Origin of the sequence: Actinomadura sp. 1N219 (assembly GCF_044326405.1) — a bacterium.
Taxonomy (GTDB): domain Bacteria; phylum Actinomycetota; class Actinomycetes; order Streptosporangiales; family Streptosporangiaceae; genus Spirillospora.
Window position 1 is genome coordinate 61,818 of record NZ_JBIRAY010000006.1, and the last position, 18,148, is coordinate 79,965.

Sequence of the window (18,148 nt, forward strand, 5' to 3'; positions counted from 1 at the left end):
ATGCCCGCCTGCCGCCGGGCACCTGGGACGTGACCTGCAAGCAGGCAGGTGCTCGCATGATTGATCTGCGCGAGGTGGAATTGTCCTTTCCCGGTGAGGCACTGCGTGCAAATCCCCATGCGGCGGCGGCCCGCCGGCGGACGCGCGAGTGGGTTCGGCGCCTCGGCCTGCTGAATGACGCTCAGATCGCCGAGTTCGACTCATGGAGAATGGACACCGCCTGCCGGGCCGGGTTTCCCGACGCCGACGAGGACCTGCTCCAAGTCGCCCTGGACCTGTGCTGGTGGACCTTCGTGGTAGACCTGCATATCGAGCAGGGCGTCCAGGACGCCGCCGGAATTGAACGCCTGGCCGACGAACTCGCGAGCGCTCTGCGGGACGGCTCCAACCCACCGGGGCCACACCCCATCACGGCCGGTGCGATGGACATCGTCCAGCGGGCGAGCCGACGCCAGACCAGCCAATGGTGCGACAGCTTCCGCCATTTCATGCTGGTCTACCTCACCTCTCGCGCCCAGGACGCCCGCGCCCAGGCCACCACGGTCGACGCCTATCTCCAGCGCCGCCGCCAATCCATCGGCCTGCAGATGACCCTGGACCTGGCGCAATCGCCCACGCCACCCTCCCCGCTGCTCTTCAGCGCGCCGATGCTGCATTCCCGGCAGTTGCTCACCGAGCATCTGCTGTTGCAGAACGACATCTTCTCCCTCCACCGGGAGACGCGGTCCTCCGCCGGACGGAGCATCATCTTCTGCCTGCAACGGGAAAGGCGCTGCCCGATCGAGGAGGCTCTCACCGCCGCCATCGCGATGGCGGACGCGCGGATGAGCCAATTCACCCGATACCAGAACCGTATCGCGGACTGGATCGACTCCCACGAGGGTTCCGCGGCAGATCGCGACAGCTGCCGCGACGCGCTGGCACGGATGCTGACCTGGACCAGAGCCGTCTACGACTGGCACCGCCAAGCCGTCCGATACGCGCCATGACAGAGGAACGGACGACGGCGGCCGCTCCGTCACACTCGCGCAACGGAACCACGCTGCGCCATATCGCGTTCATCGTCGACGGGAACCGGCGGTGGGCCAGACACCATGGAGTCGGCATCGACGAGGGGCACCGCCAAGGAATCCTGAAGATACCCGCAGTCCTCGGCTGGTGCGACGAACTGGCCATCCCCATGGCCACGTTCTGGATCCTGTCGATCAGAAACCTCACCGAACGCGGCCACGAAGAGATAGCCGGCCTCTTCCGGGTTTATGAAGAGCTGGCCGCGCACCTGTCGGCGAGCCGCTGGCCGGTGCGCGTCATCGGGTTCCTGGACTTGCTGCCGGCCCACCTGGCCGACGCCTACACCGAACTGGAAGCGCAGACCCGGGGCCGTCCCGGCTCGCAGGCCAACATCGCCCTCGCCTACGACGGGCGACAGGAAATCGTCCATGCGATCCGGTCCCTGGCGACCGCAGCGGATCCGTGCCCGCAGGTCGATGAGGAAATCCTCCAAAGCCACCTACTCACCGCGGGCCTGCCGGACCCGGACCTCATCCTGCGCACCTCGGGAGAACAGCGCCTCTCCGGATTCATGACCTGGCAGTCGGCGCACACCGAACTGTACTTCTGCGACAGCCACTGGCCCGACTTCACCAAAGAAGACTTTCAGGACGCGGTGCGCAGCTACCACACCCGCGAGCGCCGCTACGGAAAATGACCAGCGATACCCGAGACCCCGAGACCCCGAGACCCCGAGACCCCGAGACCCCGAGAAGAGGCAGACAGATGTCAAGGATGAAAGTGGCGGTCATCGGCTCAGGCGTGTCAGGAATGAGCGCAGCCTATCTCCTGCAAAAGAAGTACGACGTGACCGTGTTCGAGGCGGGCGACCGGCTCGGCGGACACGTCGACACCCGCCCCTCCGCCACCGGCCGGCCGGTCGACCAAGCGTTCATGGTGTTCAGCAGGACGTACTACCCGACCCTGACCCGGCTCCTCGGCGAACTGGACGTCCAGACCCACCCGGCCGACCTGTCCACCGACGTCGTCTGCACCTCGTGCGGCTTCAGGCACCTGCACGACGACCCCCTGGGTTCCCAAAACCCCCCACCACACCCGGAATCCGTGGATCCCCATACCTGGGCGCGGTTCAACGACGACCACGCACGGTTCGTCCCGCAACTCCTCCAAGCCCTGGAGCAATCCCCCGAAAAGACGCTCGGCGAGTTCTTCCGGGACAACGATTACTCGGACTACTTCACCCTGCATTACGTCTTTGCGCGGCTGACCGGATGGCTGCTGGCGGATGTCGAGAACATGCCCATCCAATTCCTGGTCAATACCCTGGCACGCTACGGGTTCACCGGCGGACCGGACGCGTTCGCCTCATGGCACGTAATCCCCGAAGGAGCCCGGACCTACATCGAACGAATCGCCGGCACACTCACCTCGATCAACCTCGCCACCCCCATCCGAACCGTCGCACGCAGCGGAGAAGGCATAGACCTGCACGACACGGCAGGCAACCACCACCGTTTCGACAAGGCCGTCATCGCCGTGCACGCCCCAGAGGCACTGGCCATGCTGGCCAACCCCACCGCGGCAGACAGGGCCATCCTGGGAGCCTTCAAGTACGAAACGCTGCAGACCGTCCTGCACACCGACGGATCCGCGCTCCCTCACCACGACGGCGACAGCGCGATCTTCATGCAGGTGTCATGCGCCAAACCCAGGCGCTCCGCCGTCAGCTTCCACGCCGCCCTGAACAAACTCCGGAACCAGCCTTCACAAACACCGTGCTACGTGACCTACAACCCCGTCACCGCAATCGACCCGAAACACGTCCTGGCGCGAACGCACTACCAGCACCCCTCGGCCACTCCCGAAAGCTGCCAGGCGCAAGAACGCCTCCCCGAACTCTCCGACAACGTCCTGGCGTTCGCGGGCACCTACCACGGCGACGGCTTCCACGAAGCAGGCTGCCACTCAGGCATCACCGCAGCCACCACCCTCGGCGCCCCCTGGGCCTGAACTGCTCCAGGACGATCGAGCCGCAGGCCGTCCGGGGTGGACCAATGAGCCGCGACGGACCGCCCACCGACACGCGCGGCGGTGCGCCGTTTGAACACGCCGGGTCGTCGGTCAGCCCGATGCCGGACTCCTTGATCGCGCCCGCTGACGACCTCCGCTGCCATGACCGAACCACCCAGAGTCCCAGCCCAGCTCGTGGCGGCTAGTCGTCTGGGCATTGGAGGGTGGCTTCGTCGTATGTGCCGGGGCTTTGAGCGGCGTGCAGGGACGTGAGGGGGGCCAGGTCTGCGGCCTGGCGCGTCTGGCCGAACCTGGCGGCCAGAAGCCTGCGCCCTCTCCAAGAGGGCGAGCGGTTGTCATACCGTCCTTCGTCGGCCAGGACATCGGCCCGGCCCACCACCGACGCCGGCCATGGTGGCCTTTGTTGGGTGTGTGTTTCTCTTATGGTTTGGGTTTGTTGGTTCGGTGGGCTGGGCTGGGGGCGTTTTTGGCGGGTGAGGTGGGGGCGTAGCCCAGTTCGGTTAGTAGGTCGTCTTGCTTTTCGCCTAGTAGGGGTGGGGTTCTGGTTGGTTGGACGCGGTGGCCGTTGATTATCAGGGGGGAGGCCGGCATTTGGAGGGGGTGGTCGGTGTCGGGGCGTGGTAGTGAGGTTATGGCGCCGCGGGCTAGTACTTCGGGGTCCTGGGCTACCGAGCTCACGTCGTTTATGGGTGTGCAGGGGACGTCGGCCTCGGTCATTGCCGAAGTCCAGTGTTCGGTGTCCTTTTCGGAGAAGGCGGTTGTGAAGAGGGCGTCCAGTTCTTCGCGGTGGCGTACGCGGTTGTCTACTCAGGCGTAGCGGGGGTCGTCGGCCAGGTCCGGGCGGCCTATCACCTTGGCGGCGGCTGCGAACTGGCGGTCGGTGAAGACGGCCAGGACCAGTTGGCCGTCCCTGGTGGGGTAGGCGCGGTAGGGGACGATGCCCGGGTGGGCGGTGCCCAGGGGACGCGGGCGCGTGCCGGTCTCCAGGTAGCCGGTCATGTGGTAGAGCATGAACGCGATCAGCGAGTCCTGGAGGCACACGTCGATGTGGGCGCCTTCGCCGGTGTGGTCGCGTTCGCGGATCGCGCTCTGGATGCCGGTCAGCGCGAACAGCGCGGCGCCTAGGTCGACCAGCGGGATCGGGACCTTGACGGGTGTTCCGTCCTCGGTGCCGGTGATGCTCATCAGGCCGGACTGCGCCTGGATGAACAGGTCCATGGCGGGCTGGTCCGCGCGGGGTCCCGACAGCCCGAACCCGGTGAGCGTCGCGTAGATCAGGCGGGGGTGGCGGGCGCGGACGGTCGCCACGTCCAGGCCCAGGCGTTGCAGGGCTCGTGGGCGGAAGTTGACGATCAGTACGTCGGCGGTCGTCAGCAGGCGGTCCAGCAGTTCGGCGCCCTGCGGGGTCTTCAGGTCGACCTGGAGGCTGCGCTTGCTGCGGTTGACGCTGACGAAGTAGCAGCCGTCCGTGCCGTCCGCGACCGGCGGCTGCCAGCGGCGGCTCTCGTCGCCGCCCGGGGGTTCGATCTTGACGACGTCCGCGCCGAGGTCGCCGAGCATCATCGCCGCGTAGGCGCCCGCGACGGCGATCGAGATCTCTACGACCCGCAGACCCGCGTACGGGCGGGGTGCGTCGTCGGAGGCCGTCATGGTGTGTCCTTTCGCTAGCCGAGGTAGGCGGCCTTGAGCCGGTCGTCGTCGCGGAGCCGGTCCGGTGGGCCGGTGAAGGCGAGCGAGCCGCGCTCCAGGATGTTGACCGAGGTCGCGATCTCCAATGCGTGGCCGACGTTCTGCTCGCTGAGCAGGATCGTCCGGCCGCTGCCGGTCAGCCGCCGGATGGCGCCGTAGACCTGGTCGATGATCTTCGGGGCCAGGCCCAGCGAGGGCTCGTCGAGGATCAGCACCTTGGGGTCGCCGAGCAGCGCCCGGCCCAGCGCCAGCATTTGCTGCTCGCCGCCGCTGAGCAGCCCGGCGCGCTGCTCCCCGCGCTCGGCCAGGATGGGGAACAGCTCGAAGCACTCGTCCCAGACCGCGCGGGACGCCCGGCGCTGGCCGGACGCCGCCAGCCGGAGGTTCTCCTGGACGGTCATCTCCGGGAAGATCCGGTGCCCCTCCAGCGCGTAGCACATTCCGGCGCGGGCCCGCCGCGGGGCGGAGAGCCGGGTCACCGGACGGCCGTCGAACTCGATCGAGCCGGACATCACCGGGATCAGCCCGGCCGCGGCGTCGAGCGTGGTGGTCTTGCCGGCCCCGTTGGCGCCGAGCAGGACGGTGACCCCGCCCGCCGTGACGTCCAGCGTGATCGGCCCGACCACGGGGACGCCGTCGTAGCCCGCGGTGACCTGGTCAAGACGCAGCATCGGTGGCTCCCAGATCGGTGGTTCCCAGATACGCGCGCCGCACGGCGGGATCGGCGCGGACCTCGTCCGGGCCGCCCTCGGCGATCACTTCACCGTGGTCGAGCGCGACGACCCGCGCGCAGGTCCGCATGATGAAGGCGACGTCGTGCTCGATGAGCAGGACGCCCACCCCGGAGTCGGCGATCTCCCTGATGCGTTCGGACAGCACGGACCGGGCGGACGGCGCCAGGCCGGCGCACGGCTCGTCCAGCACCAGGGCCTTCGGGTCCCCGGCCATCGCCACGCTGAAGCCGAGCATGCGGTTCACGCCCGGCGGCAGCAGCCCGACCGGCGTGGTGACCGGCGTCCCTTCGAGGTCGACCGCGCGGAGCAGGTCGGCGGCCCGGCCGGCGGTCTCCTGCCGGCGGCGGCGCGCGCGCCACGGGGTCAGCAGCCAGGACGCGAAGGAGTCGGTGCTGCGGGCCGAGAGCCCGGCCATCATCACGTCCCGTCCGCCCAGCATCGGGAAGGTGCCGCTCTGCTGGAACGTGCGGATCAGCCCGCGGCGGGCGCGCTCGTGCGGGGGCAGGCCGGTGACGTCCTCGCCGAGCAGCCGTACCGCGCCGGAGTCGGGCGCCGTCCCGCCCGCGAGCAGGTCGACGATCGTGGACTTGCCGGCGCCGTTCGGGCCGATGAGCCCGACGATCTCGCCCGGCCGGACGTGCAGCGACACCTCGTGCACCGCCCGCAGGCCGCCGAACGACCGGCTCAGCGCCTCGGCCCTCAGCAGTTCGCTCACGACGGGGCTCCTTCCGCGAGAGGCGTGCGGGGGCCGGCGGACGAGCGCGCCCGCCAGAGCCGCTGCAGCTCGCCGACGATGCCCAGGCGCAGCCGGGTGGCGAAGGCGATCAGCAGCAGGCCGTAGAGGATCGGGCGCAGGTCGACCGACAGCTGCAGCAGTTCGGGGACGACCGTCACCACCACCGCGCCGACGACGGCGCCCCTGATCGACTGGACTCCCCCGACGATCACGATGATCAGCAGGTCGATGGACTGGGTGACGTTCATCGAGGTGGAGTCGGCGATCCCGTTGTAGTAGGCCAGGAACACCCCGCCGAGTGCGGCGATGACGGCGCTCACCGCGAACGCCATGAGGCGCTCCGGCACGGCCCGGACGCCCAGCGCAGTGGCGAGCCGCTCGTTGTCCCGCAGCGACATCAGGTTGCGCCCGGACCGGGACTGCCGGTAGCTCCACACGACCCAGACCGTGAGCGCGAGCAGCACCAGGGCCGCCATGTAGTCGGCGAGGTCGGGCGACAGGAACGTTCCGAACGCGGCGGCGCCCGGCAGCCGGGTCAGCCCCTCGTACTCGATGACCGTCCCGATCTGCCCGCCGGTGACGGGCGTCCAGTTCACCGCGACGAGCCTGAGCACCTCGGTGAACGCGAACGTCGCCGTCAGGAAGTAGATACCGGAGAGGCGAGTCACCGGCAGGCCGAGCACCAGCGCCAGCACCACGACCGCGGCGAGCGCGACCAGCAGGACCGGGACGAAGGGATACCCCTCCTTCTGGGTCCCCAGAACGACGAGGTAGGCGGCGACCGCGCCGAAACCCACCTGGGCCAGGGAGATCATCCCGCCCATGCCGTAGACGAGTGTCAGGCTCAGCGCGAACACGGCGTTGATCGCCGTCAGCGTCGCGACCGAGACCAGGAATCCGCTGCCGTCGGACGCCGGCGCGGCGACGAGCACGGCGGCGCAGGCGATCAGCAGCGGGCGTGGCACGTTCCAGGACCGCACGTTCCAGGACCGCACGGTCCGGGACGGTCGCCGTATCGCTCGCATCGGGTTCGCTCGCGTCGGGTTCATTTCGCCACCTCCGGGGTCAGGGCCCGGCGGCGCGTCCGGCCGTCCCGCGGCCGCCGGGCGCGGACGGCCAGGGCCGCCAGCACGATGATGTAGGCGTAGGCGTCCCGGTAGCCGGTGGAGATGTAGGCGCTGCCGAACACCTCGGCCAGCGCGATCCCCATGGCGGCGAGCACCGCCCCGTTGATGTTGCCGACGCCGGCGATGACGGTGACGATGAACGCCTTGAGCAGGGCGGCCACGGCGATCGTGGTGCTGATCGCGAACAGCGGGCCGATCAGGCCGCCCGCCAGCGCCGCCAGGGCGCCGCTGACCAGGAACGTCGACGCCCGTACCCAGCGGGGATCGACGCCGGAGACGCGGGCGAGGTCCGGATCCTGCATCACCGCCCGCTGCTGCCGTCCCCAGTTCGTGCGGTGCACCGCGACGGCCACCGCCGTGATCACCACGACCGCGAGCACCAGCACCGCCAGCCGCTGCCCGGTCGTGCGGATCGGGCCCACCTCGATCAGGAAGTCGAAGGTGCCCTGCACCGACTTGGGCGCGCCGCCGAAGATCAGGAACGCCGTCTGGTCGAGGATCAGCGCCACCCCGAAGGTGCCGAGCAGCCCGACCTCGGCGCCCGAGCGCAGGACCCGTCCGACCGAGAACCGCAGGACCGGGACGCTGCCCAGCCCGATCAGCAGGGCCGCGGCGGCCAGCGCCGGGAAGTACGGCAGCCCAGCCGAGATCATGGCCCAGGTCAGCATGGCGCCCAGCATGTACAGGCTGCCGTGCGCGAAGTTCACGATCCTCGCGACGCCGTAGACCATGGTGAACCCGACGGCCGTCAGCGCGTAGATCCCGCCCAGCGTCAGTCCGAGAATCAGTGTGTTGACGAAGTTCTGCATCGGCCTGTCCTCCTCGTCGCGGCCGCCCCCTGGCTGAGTCGTGCCCCCGTCCCCCGTGCCCCCGTCAGGTCGTGCCGTGCGGCGTCCATCGGTGGACGTAGCGCGGGCCGGTGATCTGTGCGACGTATCCGCCCACCGCGGCCTGGCCGTTGGGCAGGAACTTGATCCGGCCCAGCGGGGACTGGAAGGCGCCTTTCGCGAGCGCGTCGCGGATCTTCGCCGGGTCCGTGGAGCCGGCCTGTTTAGCGGCCTCTACCAGGACCGCGGCCTCGATGTAACCGACGATGGAGTAGTAGGAGGCGGGGAAGCCGCCGCGTGCCGCGGTCTGCTCGAACCGCTGCGTGGTGGGCACCGCGCCAGGCGCGTAGATGGTCTGGACGTACGCGCCCTGGGACACCCTTCCGAAGTCATGCAGGAACTCGTCCGACGCCGCCGCGGTGGGCAGGACGAAGTCGGCGTCGATTCCGGCGGCGTGCGCCTGGTTGAGGATCGTGGCGCACTGCGTCACCTCGCAGCCGAGGAAGACCACGTCCGGCTGCCTGGAGCGGAGCTTGACGAGGTAGGGCGAGAAGTCGGTGTCGCCGTACTGGAAGTACTGCTCGGAGAGGACGTCCACCCCGGCCGAACGGAGCTTCTCGCGCACCGAGGCGGCGAAGGCGCGCTGCGACTCGTCGTTGGTCTGGAGGAAGGCCGCGCTCCTGGCCTTGACCTGCTCGACCGCGAACCGGGCGTTGTCGGCGTTGCGGGCGGAGAGCGGCTGGGAGACGCGGAACGTCCAGCCGGCGTTGTCCTCGACCACCGTCGTGGCGGTGGCGATGGTCAGCACCGGCACCTCGGCCCGGTCGATGAGCTGCCGGGACGCCAGGAAGTTGCCGCTGGTGCTGCCGGACAGGAGGGCGTCCACCTCGTCGCGCTGGATCAGCCGCCGGGTCCCGTTGATTGCCTCGCGGGTCTTGCTCGCCTCGTCGTAGGTCATCACGTCGATGGGACGGCCGAGGGACTTCTCGCCTTCCTTCAGGGCGGCCCTCGCCGCCTGCTCGTAGGCGCTGCCGTCCTCGGCGAGCGCGCCCGACAGGGGCGCGATGATGCCGACCTTCAGCGCGCGGTCGGAGCCGGACCCGCCACCGCAGGCCGTAGCGATGGTGGTGAGCAGGAGCAGGGACGTCAGGATCAGGCCGATGCGGGGTCGGGGTGGGGGCATCGTTCGTCGTCCTTCCGGGCTAGCAGGCTTTTCCCGGTATCACGGGGCGGTGACCAGGGACGGGGCGACCTCGTCCGCCCAGCGGCGGACGAATCCGAGGGGATCGGGCGTGATGCCCGCCAGCAGGATCTGGGACGCCCCGGCCGCGGCCAGCTCGCCGAGGCGGGCGCGGACCGTGTCCGGCGTCCCCGCGACGGCGAACCGCGCGGCCAGGTAGTCGGTGAGGCCCAGCTCGTCGGTGAGCCGGGCGTTGACGGTGTCGCCGAGCTGCTCGTGTTCCCGGGGCTGGTAGCGGTCGACGAGCCGCTCGATCGCCGGGACGAGCTCCGGCGGCAGCCACTTGCCCTCGCGGTGGAAGCGGAACGAGTGGTTGGCGCTCGCCGCCAGCGCCATCGCGATCTCGCGTACCGCGGTGGCGTCGGTGCCGGCGAGGTTGGCCTTGGCGAAGAACCACACGTCGATGTCGGCCAGGGTCCGTCCGGCCTCCGCGGCGCCCGCGGCCAGGTGCTCCAGCGAGCCGGCGATCACCTCCGGGAGGAGCCCGGCGCCGACGATCACGCCGTCGGCGATCCGTCCGGCCAGGCGGAGCATCTTCGGCCCCTCGGCGGTGACGTAGATCGGCACGCGATGGTCGGCCCAGCGGACGTGGATGTCCATGCCCTGGTGGGTGACGTCCTCTCCGCGCAGCAGGCCGCGCAGCGACTCGATGGACGCCGCGAACTCGTCCCGGCGCATCGCGGTGAGCCCGAGGTTGTAGACCGCGCTGTCGCCGGTGCCGAGGCCGAGGACGAACCGTCCGCCGGAGATCTCCTGCAACGTGGCGGCAGCACTGGCGCTGACGGCGAGATGCCGCGTGATCAGGTTCGACACCCCGGTCGCGAGCGTGATGCGCGACGTGGCTCCGGCGGCGACGGCCAGCGAGGTGTGGACCTCGCGGAACAGGGACTGCGAGTCGCCGAGGGCGAACAGCGAGAACCCGGCGGCCTCGCTCTCTCGGGCCAGCGCGGCGACCTGCGCCGGCGCTGGCGGGGTGAACAGGACTCCGGTGCGCATGGGACCTCCCGGCCTTCACAGGCCCATCGTGCGGGCGATGATGGAACGCTGGATCTGCGAGGTCCCGCCGCCGACCATGGCCTGCTTGCCCTCGCGCCAGTAACGTTCCAAATCGGCCTCGGGGAGCTGCGCGGCCCCGCCGAGGATCTGCATGCCTTCGCCGGCCACCTTGTAGAGCAGCTCGGCCGCCATCAGGTTGGCCATGCTCACCTCCCGCAGCGACGTCCGGCCCAGGTCCAGGCTGCGGGCCGCCCGGTACACGAGCTGGCTAGCGATGTCGGCGTCGGTCTGCATCTGCGCGAGCGTGTGCTTGATGACCTGGAACTTCGAGATCGGACGTCCGAACTGCTCGCGGGTGGTGGCGTAGGCGACGGTGTCGGCGACCGCCTGCTGGGCGTTCCCGGCGTAGATCGCCGCCATCGTCAGCCGCTCGAACTCCAGATGCTCGGTGATCAGCCGCCAGCCGCCGCCCGCCTCGCCGACCAGCGCCTCGTGCGGCACCCGGACGTCGTCGAAGAAGACCTGGTTGGTCCCCGTGGCGCGGCGCGCGACGGTGGGCAGCCGGGTCATCGAGATGCCCGGGGTGTCGGCGGGCACCAGCAGCAGGCTCAGCCCGTCGCGGCGTCCGGCGTCCGGATCCGTCCTCGCCAGGACGCACATGACGTTGTTGTCGGCGTGCGCCGCCGAGGAGTACATCTTCACGCCGTTGATCAGGAAGCCGTCGCCGTCCCGGACGGCGCGGGTGCTCACCGCGGCGACGTCCGACCCGGCCTCCGGCTCGGTGATCGAGATCGAGAACCTGACGTCCCCCGCCACGAAGTCGGGCAGGTAGCGCCGCCGCTGCTCCGCGGTGCCGTGGTGGACGATGTTCCCCACGGTGAACGCGGGCACCGCGAACGCGGCGCCGAAGTCCACGCTGTAGCGGCCCAGTTCCTGCAGCAGCAGCACGACCGCGAACAGGTCGAACCCCGTGCCGCCGTCCTCCTCGGGGACCAGCAGCCCGAACCAGCCCTGATCGGCGACCTTGCGGTACGCCTCGTAGGGGTAGCGGCGCTCCTGGTCGCATTCGCGGACGTACTCGCGGGTGATGCTCTTGTCCACGAAGTCGCGCACGGTGTCCCGCCAGGCGATCTGCTCGGGGGTCAGCAGGAAGTCATCCACGCGCGTCCACCCCCTCCAGGGCGCGGCGGCGTCCGAGGATGCGCATCCGGCAGACCTGCACGACCTCGTCGCGCTGGTTGACGACCTCGACCGCGAAGGTCACCACCGCGCTGTCGGCGTCCCGGTCCTCCTTGTCCGCCACGCGGATGCGCGCGGTGATGGTGTCGCCGATGAACACCGGCCTGACGAACCGCAGCGAATCGACGCCGTAGAACGCACGGGTGTAGCGCGGATCCCAGGACACCAGGCCGGGCACCATGGAGAACACCAGGCTTCCCTGCACCACCCGCTGCCCGTACTCCGTCCTGGACGCGAGCTCGGTGTTGGAATGGATCTCCAGCCAGTTGCCGGTGAGGTAGCAGAACGACACCACGTCGGTCTCGGTGACGGTGCGTCCCCGGGCCGGCGTGACGTCGCCGACGCTCACCTCGTCGGCCGGTGCGAGCAGCATGTCAGTCCTCTCTGAGCGGGAGCCGCAGCAGGGCCATGCACATGGCCTTGCCGGTCTGGTCGAACCTGGTGCTGCGGGTGGCGCCGCCCGCCAGGGCGCGGTGCAGCACGACGTTGAGCGCGTGCAGGTTGTCCAGGCGGTGGACGTCGACGCGGCCGCGGACCAGGTCGCCGAGGTGCTCGCGCACCCGCTCCTCGGTGATCTCGGCGAGGAGCCGGGCGTACAGCTCGGGGCTCTTGGCCATCAGTCCGACGTTGCACGTGTCGCCCTTGTCGCCCGAGCGGGCATAGGCGATGTCCGCCAGCCGTCCGGTGCTCATGACCCGCTCACCGCACTCTCCGTGCGGGCGCTCCCGGTTTGAGCGCCGTCCACGAAAGAGTGGACGGGACGCACGGCCGCGCGGGGCACCAGCGTCGGCCACAGCCCGACCACCTGCCTGAGCGGCATCGGAGATCCGAAGGCGCTCCCCACCGGCCCGAGCGTCCACAGGTGGGTGATCTCGCGCCGGACGGCGTCGGCGTCCGCCCGGGTCGGGGTGCGCGCCGCCACCCGCAGGCAGACCTCCGGCGGATCGAGATCGGCCGGGACCGGGGCCGTGCCGCCCAGGACGGAGTTCAGGCCGAGGTACGACACGTCCAGGGTGTCGATGCCGACCTTCAGGTCCTCGTAGCGCCGCCGCAGGAACCGCTCGGCGTGCCGGGCCTTGTCCAGCGCCCGCGGCCAGGTCTGCACCACGAGGCCCTCGGCCAGCCAGCCGTCCTCGAAGCCCAGCTGCGCCTTCAGCGTGCCCGGGCGGGGGCGTCCGGACATCCCGGTGACCTCGACCCGGTCGCCGCCGAGGTCGCGCAGAGCCAGCGTGGTGAAGTCGGCGACCGCGTCCGGCATCAGGTAGTTCGCCGGGTCCTGCACCTCGTAGAGCAGATGCTCCTTGATCGTCCACTCGTTGACCAGGCCGCCGGATCCGGGCACCTTGCCGATCACCCCGCGGACGCCGTCCGGGCCGTCGGTGACCTCGACGATGGGGAAACCGATCCGCCACGGCTCGCGGACCGACTCCCACTGGTTGGACATGCCGCCGGTGCAGCACGCCGAGCACTCCACGATGTGCGCCAGCGTGACGGCCGCTCCGAGCCGGTCCCAGTCGGGGTCGTCGAAGCTCCACCCGAACTCGTGCATCATCGGCGCGACGTACAGCGAGCTGTCGGCGACCCGTCCGGTCACCACCACGTCGGCGCCTTCGGCCAGCGCCGCGACGATCGCCTCCGACCCGATGTAGGCGTGCGCGGCGACGAGCCGGTCGCGGATGCCGTCCAGCCCGCGCTCACCGGTGTCCAGGTTGACCGGCGCCCACCCGCCGTCCGCCAGCTCGTCGAGCCGGCCGAGGATGTCGTCGCCGGTGACGGTGGCGATCCTCAGGTCCGGCAGCCCGAGGTCGTCGGCCAGCGCCCGGACGGCCCGTCCGGCGGCCTCCGGGTTCGCCGCGCCGCCGTTGATGATCAGCCGAACGCCGCGCCGGGCCGCCGCCGGAAGCACCCGCTCCAGGATCTGGACGGTGTCGCGGATGAACCCCTTGGCGGGGTCGCGCATCCGGGCCCGCTGGAAGATGCTCATCGTGAGCTCGGCCAGCAGGTCGAAGGCGATGTACTCGACGTCCCCGCGCTCGGCGAGCTCGACCGCGGGCTCGACGGCGTCCCCCCAGTACGCCGACCCAGACCCGATCCGTACGCTCTTGGCGCTCATGGGCGGTCACCCCCGGGCTCGCCGGACGCGGGCGACGCCTGACCGCTGTCCAGGACGTAGACGTTGAACTCGTGGACATGGACCCTCATCAGCCGGTTCGCCTCCTCCTCCTTGCCGGCAGCGATCAGCTCGACCAGGCGCTCGTGCGCGCGCAGGGCCTCCCGCAGGGCCTCCGGGCGGTAGTCGAAGGTGACGGTCTCCTCGAAGAACACGTCCCGGACCGACTGGGTGAGCGCGATGATGATCTCGTTGTGCGTCGCCTCGGCGATCGCCGTGTGAAAGACGATGTTCTCCTCGGCGAACCGGGCCGAGTCGGCGCCGATCTCCTTGGCACGTTCCACCGAGGACCGCAGCCTGCTCAGATCCCGCTCGGTCGCGTGCGACGCCGCCAGCCGAGCGCACAGCGCCTCGATCTCCAGCCGGGCCTCGATGAGGGTGCGCCGCGGGATCGCGTTCACCGACACCAGCGTCCCCAGCGACTTGGCCACGATCTCCGCGCCGACCTCCCGCGCGTACACCCCGCCCTTGGGACCGCGGCGGATCTCGACCAGGCCGTCCGCACTCAGGTGCTGCAGCGCCTCACGCACCACGCTCGGCCCGCAGCCCGCCCGCTTGCCCAGCTCGGCCAGCCCGAAGAGGTGGGTCCCCGGAGCGGGACGGCGCAGGTAGATCTCCTTGCGCACCCGCTCGGCAAGCAGCATGGCCGAGCTCGTCGGCGTCTCGACGACCTTGTCGAGAAACCGCCCCTCCACAGGCCACCCGGACCGATCGGCCATCCCTATACCTCTTATCCTCAGATGATCTGTTGATAACAGGTATATCCTGACCTCCACCCCCGTCAAGCCCCTCACCAGACGAACCAGATCTCGAGTGTCGAGCAGCGACGGCTCGCCGGACCACCGGCGCAGATCTCACCAAAGACCCAGTAACCACGCCCGGGTCAGGTTCCCGGACTCCCGCACCAGCACAGCCCGCCGCTCCCCCGCGCAATGCGTACAGGCGAAGGTCACTGATGGTGACAAGGACCTCGGCGGTCTACGCCGCCGTCCACACCGCCACCGGCAGACGCTCCCCCGCCCGCGGCCAGCGGCTTGCTCTACGTCCTCATCAAAACGTCCCTGCCAGGAGGAATCATCGTGATGGTTCTCCCACCTCAGCTGCCATGACCACTCCGCTGTGGAGGGCATGACCGAACCCGGTGGGCTCCAACCGCCCGCAGCTCGACGCAAATGCAGACAGCCGATGGCACGGGCGATATCGCTCGCCCGAGCGGCAGCCGGACACCGAGGCGCTGGTCCGGGAGGCGGAGTGGGCGCAGGTCAGGAGTCTGTGATCACGACGGTGGCGGGTTCGCCATCGCCGCTTTCACGGAGGTGAGAGGTGTGAGCGTTGGGAAGCGTGCGGCGGGCAGCGTCCTGCCCAACGGGCAGCTCGTGCATCTGGGCGCGCTGCGGGACGCGGTGGAGGCGCGGCGGGAGTTGGCCTGTGGGCTGATCGAGCGGCGCGGGGTGACGTGGGTGAGCGTCGTCCGGGTCGGCGGGTCGGGGCGGCTGGTGGAGGTGGGGTGCGACTACGTCCGGGCGGCGTGGTGGTTCACCTGGAGTGACGGGCGGCCGGTCGCGGCGGTGTGGAACGTCGAGGGTGTTGTGGTGGGGCTGGCCGGGGGGCGGTGTAAAGGGGACGGCCCCGCCGGGTGGCGGGGCCGTCCGGCCGTCAGCGGGTTAGAGGGAGGGTGAGGGTGCTTCCTCGCAGGTCGACGTCGACCTTGGTGCCTGCGGGGTAGCGGAGCGTGTAGGCGTGGTCGGTGGCGAGGATCATCAGGCCGATGCGGTGGCCCTTCTTGAAGACGTAGTCGTAGGGCTGCATCGGCCAGGAGAACGTGTACTCCTCGCCGGGCTTGACCGGGATGCTGTGCGAGATCGAGTGGCGGTTGCGGACGTCCATCCAACCCCGCGTCACGATCTTGAAGGGGCTGACCTCGGTGGTGTACTTGCGGACGGCCCGGCAGCCCTGGTCGGTGGGGATCGAGTCGCCGTAGCACCAGGTGTCGTTCGTCCGGACGTAGCCGGAGACGCGCTCGTCGGTGCCGTAGTCGACCAGAATGGCCGACAGGTACGGCGACTTGCCATTGATGGCGGCGCGGAGTTTGACCTGGGCCGTGCCGCTGAGCTTGACCGATTCCTTCAGCTCGGGCGTGAGGTACATCAGGCGGTTGGGGTCGGACTCGTCCGGCTTGGCGGCCAGTTCTTCGGCCTTGCGGGACGGGTCGTCGACGAGGTGCTGGGTGCCGTTGCCGGGCTTTCCTAGGCCGTCATTGTTGAGGCCCAGGCGGACGGGGCGGGCCGAGGGGGCGGGCCAGTCGCGGTGCGTTTCCCAGTTGCCGGGGGTGCGTTCGAGGTCGACCTTTGGCTGGCGCATGATGTCGTTGCGGACGCCATAGAGCTCGTGCGCGAACCAGAGGTTCAGGGCGTCGAGCCATGCGCTCTGGCGGACGTCGAGGGGCTCGTCATGGGCGGCCTGGTGAATCCAGAGTTTCCGGTTGACGCCGGCCTTCTTCAGACCGTCCCAGAGGAGGGACATCTGGAGGGGCTTGACGTTCCAGTCGGCGAGGCCGCTGGTCATGAAGACGCTGGCGCGGAAATGCGGCGCCTGCTTGGCGAAGTTGCGGTCGTCCCAGGCGCGGTTGTAGTCGCCGGTGACGCGGTCCATCTTCTTTTCGATGTCGCGCATGGCGGGCGCGCAGACGGCGGGGTTCTTGCGGGACAGGACGACCTTGGCGTGCAGGTCCAGGTCCTCGCCCGCCCAGCCGTCGGGGGCGACCACGCCGCCGTTGGCGCGGTATTCGTCGTACCAGTTGGAGACGCCGGAAATGGAGACGACGGTCTTGAGGCCGCGGACGCGGGTGCCGGCGGCGGCGAGAGGGAGGGTGCCGTCGTAGGACTTGCCCGCCATTGCAGCGTTCCCGGTCGACCAGTTCGCGTCGACCTTCTCGCCGTTCGCGTCGTATGCGACGGCGTCGCCGGTGAGCCATTCGACGACGGATTTCATGCCCTGGGCCTCGTTCGGGCCGACGGCGGTGGGGCAGCCGTCGGAGTCGCCCGTGCCGAGGGTGTCGGCGGCGATGAAGGCGTAGCCGCGGGAGACGAAATAGTTGTCGTAATAGGGGAACGCGTAGTTCGGCGCGCCGGGTGGGCCGGCCGGGGGCGTCCACGGTGCCAGGCGCGGGTAGTCGGTGACGTCGGCCGGGTGGTACGGGGTGTCGTGCAGGCCGCCGTAATAGGGGCTGCCCTCGATGATGGACGCGACCTTGAGTCCGGTGTTCGTCTCCTTCGGGCGGGTGACGTAGACGGATACGCGGTCGCGTTTTCCGTCCCCGTCGCTGTCCACCTTCGTCTCGACGAACAGTTTCTCGCGAATGGCGTCCTTGTAGGAGAAGACGGGCTGCGTCTTGCCGTCCTTCACGACGATGTGAGGACGTGCCGTCTCGGCGTGGGCGGGCAACGACAAGGCGCCTGCCGCCAAGGTCGTCACGCCCGCGAGCGCCGCGACGGGCAGAAGTGAGGCTCTCAACATCCGCTCCTTGATCATTGAAACAAACCTGATCAGCTTCCCAGAGCGGCGCGAACGTCCGTCAACGGTGATTGTTCACAAAGCAGCCGGTCAGGCCGGTGGCGGCTCGTAGTCGAGTCCGAGCAGCCCGGCCATGTCCTTGAGGCATTCCTCGAAAATGGGTTCAACGTCGGTGTAGATGTAGTCGAGCTGATTCAGGACTTCCATGCACAGAAGTCCGTAGAGCCTGATCCAGCAGGACGTCGTCACGTAGACGGCCTCGACCGGCAGTTTGACGCCCAATTTGTCGATGTAGGCGCGCAGTTGCGCGCGGACGGCGGGCGGCAGGTCGTCCGGGATCGGGAACGGGCTCGTCTCCCACAGCGTCGCGATCTCCTCCTGGAAGACCCGCTCGAAGTCGCGTCCGGCCAGGTTGCGGGCGGAGTCGGGGCTGCGGGTGACCGCGGCCGGGACGGGGCTGGTGAAGATCCAGCCGAACTCGGCGGGGTGCGCGATCGCCCAGCCCCGCATGGCGCGGCAGGTCGCCAGCAGGCGGGCGGAGATGGTGCCGCCGCCGGAGCGCTGGGCGTCGCGGGCGGCCCGCATCTCCGCGCCCAGTTCCGCGAAGAAGTCGGCGGTGACGGCCTGGACGAGCTCGTCGTGTCCGGAGAAGTAGTGGTAGAGCGCCGGGCCGCTCATCCCGACCTCCCGCGCGACGGCGTTGATCGTCACCGCGGCGGAGCCTCGCGTGGTCAGCAGCGTGCGCGCCGCCTCGCGGATCTCCGCCAGGGTCTCCCGCCGGAGCCGGTCGCGGCGGCTGGGGCTCATGGGCGTCCTCCCGGTGTCGTCGATGGGC

The 18,148-nt window shown here is 69.8% G+C and carries 17 protein-coding genes and 1 pseudogene; 4 read left to right on the forward strand and 14 right to left on the reverse strand.

What is annotated here, in order from left to right; translation table 11 throughout:
* Positions 1-56: 56 nt before the first annotated feature.
* From ACH35V_RS19945 to ACH35V_RS19955, 3 genes are all read left to right on the forward strand, one after another.
* Positions 57-989, forward strand: a complete 933-nt coding sequence (locus tag ACH35V_RS19945; protein WP_395974224.1) for a hypothetical protein — start codon at positions 57-59, stop codon at positions 987-989.
* On the forward strand, positions 986-1,708 hold the full coding sequence (gene uppS, locus ACH35V_RS19950; RefSeq protein ID WP_395974226.1) for a polyprenyl diphosphate synthase: 723 nt from the start codon (positions 986-988) through the stop codon (positions 1,706-1,708). The genes ACH35V_RS19945 and uppS overlap by 4 nt, the downstream gene beginning before the upstream one ends.
* Before the next feature lie 83 nt (positions 1,709-1,791).
* Positions 1,792-3,021, forward strand: a complete 1,230-nt coding sequence (locus tag ACH35V_RS19955) for an FAD-dependent oxidoreductase (RefSeq protein WP_395974228.1) — start codon at positions 1,792-1,794, stop codon at positions 3,019-3,021.
* Positions 3,022-3,462: 441 nt separating this feature from the next.
* Here ACH35V_RS19955 and ACH35V_RS19960 read toward each other — a convergent pair.
* The 12 genes and pseudogenes from ACH35V_RS19960 to ACH35V_RS20015 all read right to left on the reverse strand — a co-directional run bounded on the left by ACH35V_RS19960 (position 3,463) and on the right by ACH35V_RS20015 (position 14,519).
* Positions 3,463-4,692: pseudogene (locus tag ACH35V_RS19960) on the reverse strand (CaiB/BaiF CoA transferase family protein).
* Between the two features lie 14 nt (positions 4,693-4,706).
* Positions 4,707-5,402 (reverse strand): ABC transporter ATP-binding protein, encoded by a 696-nt coding sequence (locus ACH35V_RS19965; RefSeq protein ID WP_395974230.1) that lies wholly within the window; start codon positions 5,400-5,402, stop codon positions 4,707-4,709.
* Entirely contained in the window at positions 5,389-6,180 is a 792-nt protein-coding gene (locus ACH35V_RS19970; protein WP_395974232.1) for an ABC transporter ATP-binding protein, read from the reverse strand. The genes ACH35V_RS19965 and ACH35V_RS19970 overlap by 14 nt, the downstream gene beginning before the upstream one ends.
* Positions 6,177-7,196 (reverse strand): branched-chain amino acid ABC transporter permease, encoded by a 1,020-nt coding sequence (locus tag ACH35V_RS19975; protein ID WP_395974234.1) that lies wholly within the window; start codon positions 7,194-7,196, stop codon positions 6,177-6,179. Before ACH35V_RS19975 ends, ACH35V_RS19970 begins: the two co-directional genes overlap by 4 nt.
* A gap of 50 nt (positions 7,197-7,246) precedes the next feature.
* Entirely contained in the window at positions 7,247-8,137 is an 891-nt protein-coding gene (locus ACH35V_RS19980; protein WP_395974236.1) for a branched-chain amino acid ABC transporter permease, read from the reverse strand.
* A 64-nt stretch (positions 8,138-8,201) separates the two neighbouring features.
* Positions 8,202-9,338 (reverse strand): ABC transporter substrate-binding protein, encoded by a 1,137-nt coding sequence (locus ACH35V_RS19985; RefSeq protein WP_395974238.1) that lies wholly within the window; start codon positions 9,336-9,338, stop codon positions 8,202-8,204.
* Positions 9,339-9,377: 39 nt separating this feature from the next.
* A complete protein-coding gene (locus tag ACH35V_RS19990) occupies positions 9,378-10,391 on the reverse strand; it encodes an LLM class flavin-dependent oxidoreductase (protein ID WP_395974240.1) in 1,014 nt (337 codons plus the stop codon).
* Between the two features lie 15 nt (positions 10,392-10,406).
* Positions 10,407-11,552: an acyl-CoA dehydrogenase family protein gene (locus ACH35V_RS19995; protein ID WP_395974242.1), complete on the reverse strand. Its 1,146-nt coding sequence runs from the start codon at positions 11,550-11,552 to the stop codon at positions 10,407-10,409.
* Positions 11,545-12,003: a MaoC/PaaZ C-terminal domain-containing protein gene (locus ACH35V_RS20000; protein ID WP_395974244.1), complete on the reverse strand. Its 459-nt coding sequence runs from the start codon at positions 12,001-12,003 to the stop codon at positions 11,545-11,547. Before ACH35V_RS20000 ends, ACH35V_RS19995 begins: the two co-directional genes overlap by 8 nt.
* A 1-nt stretch (position 12,004) precedes the next feature.
* Entirely contained in the window at positions 12,005-12,322 is a 318-nt protein-coding gene (locus tag ACH35V_RS20005) for a hypothetical protein (RefSeq protein WP_395974246.1), read from the reverse strand.
* On the reverse strand, positions 12,319-13,743 hold the full coding sequence (locus tag ACH35V_RS20010) for an acyclic terpene utilization AtuA family protein (protein WP_395974248.1): 1,425 nt from the start codon (positions 13,741-13,743) through the stop codon (positions 12,319-12,321). The genes ACH35V_RS20005 and ACH35V_RS20010 overlap by 4 nt, the downstream gene beginning before the upstream one ends.
* Positions 13,740-14,519, reverse strand: a complete 780-nt coding sequence (locus ACH35V_RS20015; protein ID WP_395974250.1) for a FadR/GntR family transcriptional regulator — start codon at positions 14,517-14,519, stop codon at positions 13,740-13,742. Before ACH35V_RS20015 ends, ACH35V_RS20010 begins: the two co-directional genes overlap by 4 nt.
* Before the next feature lie 606 nt (positions 14,520-15,125).
* On the opposite strand from ACH35V_RS20015, the gene ACH35V_RS20020 reads away from it, so the two are divergent.
* On the forward strand, positions 15,126-15,479 hold the full coding sequence (locus ACH35V_RS20020; protein WP_395974252.1) for a hypothetical protein: 354 nt from the start codon (positions 15,126-15,128) through the stop codon (positions 15,477-15,479).
* Here ACH35V_RS20020 and ACH35V_RS20025 read toward each other — a convergent pair.
* Positions 15,457-17,313, reverse strand: a complete 1,857-nt coding sequence (locus ACH35V_RS20025) for a Xaa-Pro dipeptidyl-peptidase (protein WP_395974254.1) — start codon at positions 17,311-17,313, stop codon at positions 15,457-15,459. The two genes, ACH35V_RS20020 and ACH35V_RS20025, sit on opposite strands and share 23 nt — an antisense overlap.
* A 90-nt stretch (positions 17,314-17,403) precedes the next feature.
* Positions 17,404-18,120, reverse strand: coding sequence for a TetR/AcrR family transcriptional regulator (locus ACH35V_RS20030; RefSeq protein ID WP_395974256.1), 717 nt, complete (start codon positions 18,118-18,120; stop codon positions 17,404-17,406).
* Between the last annotated feature and the right edge of the window lie 28 nt (positions 18,121-18,148).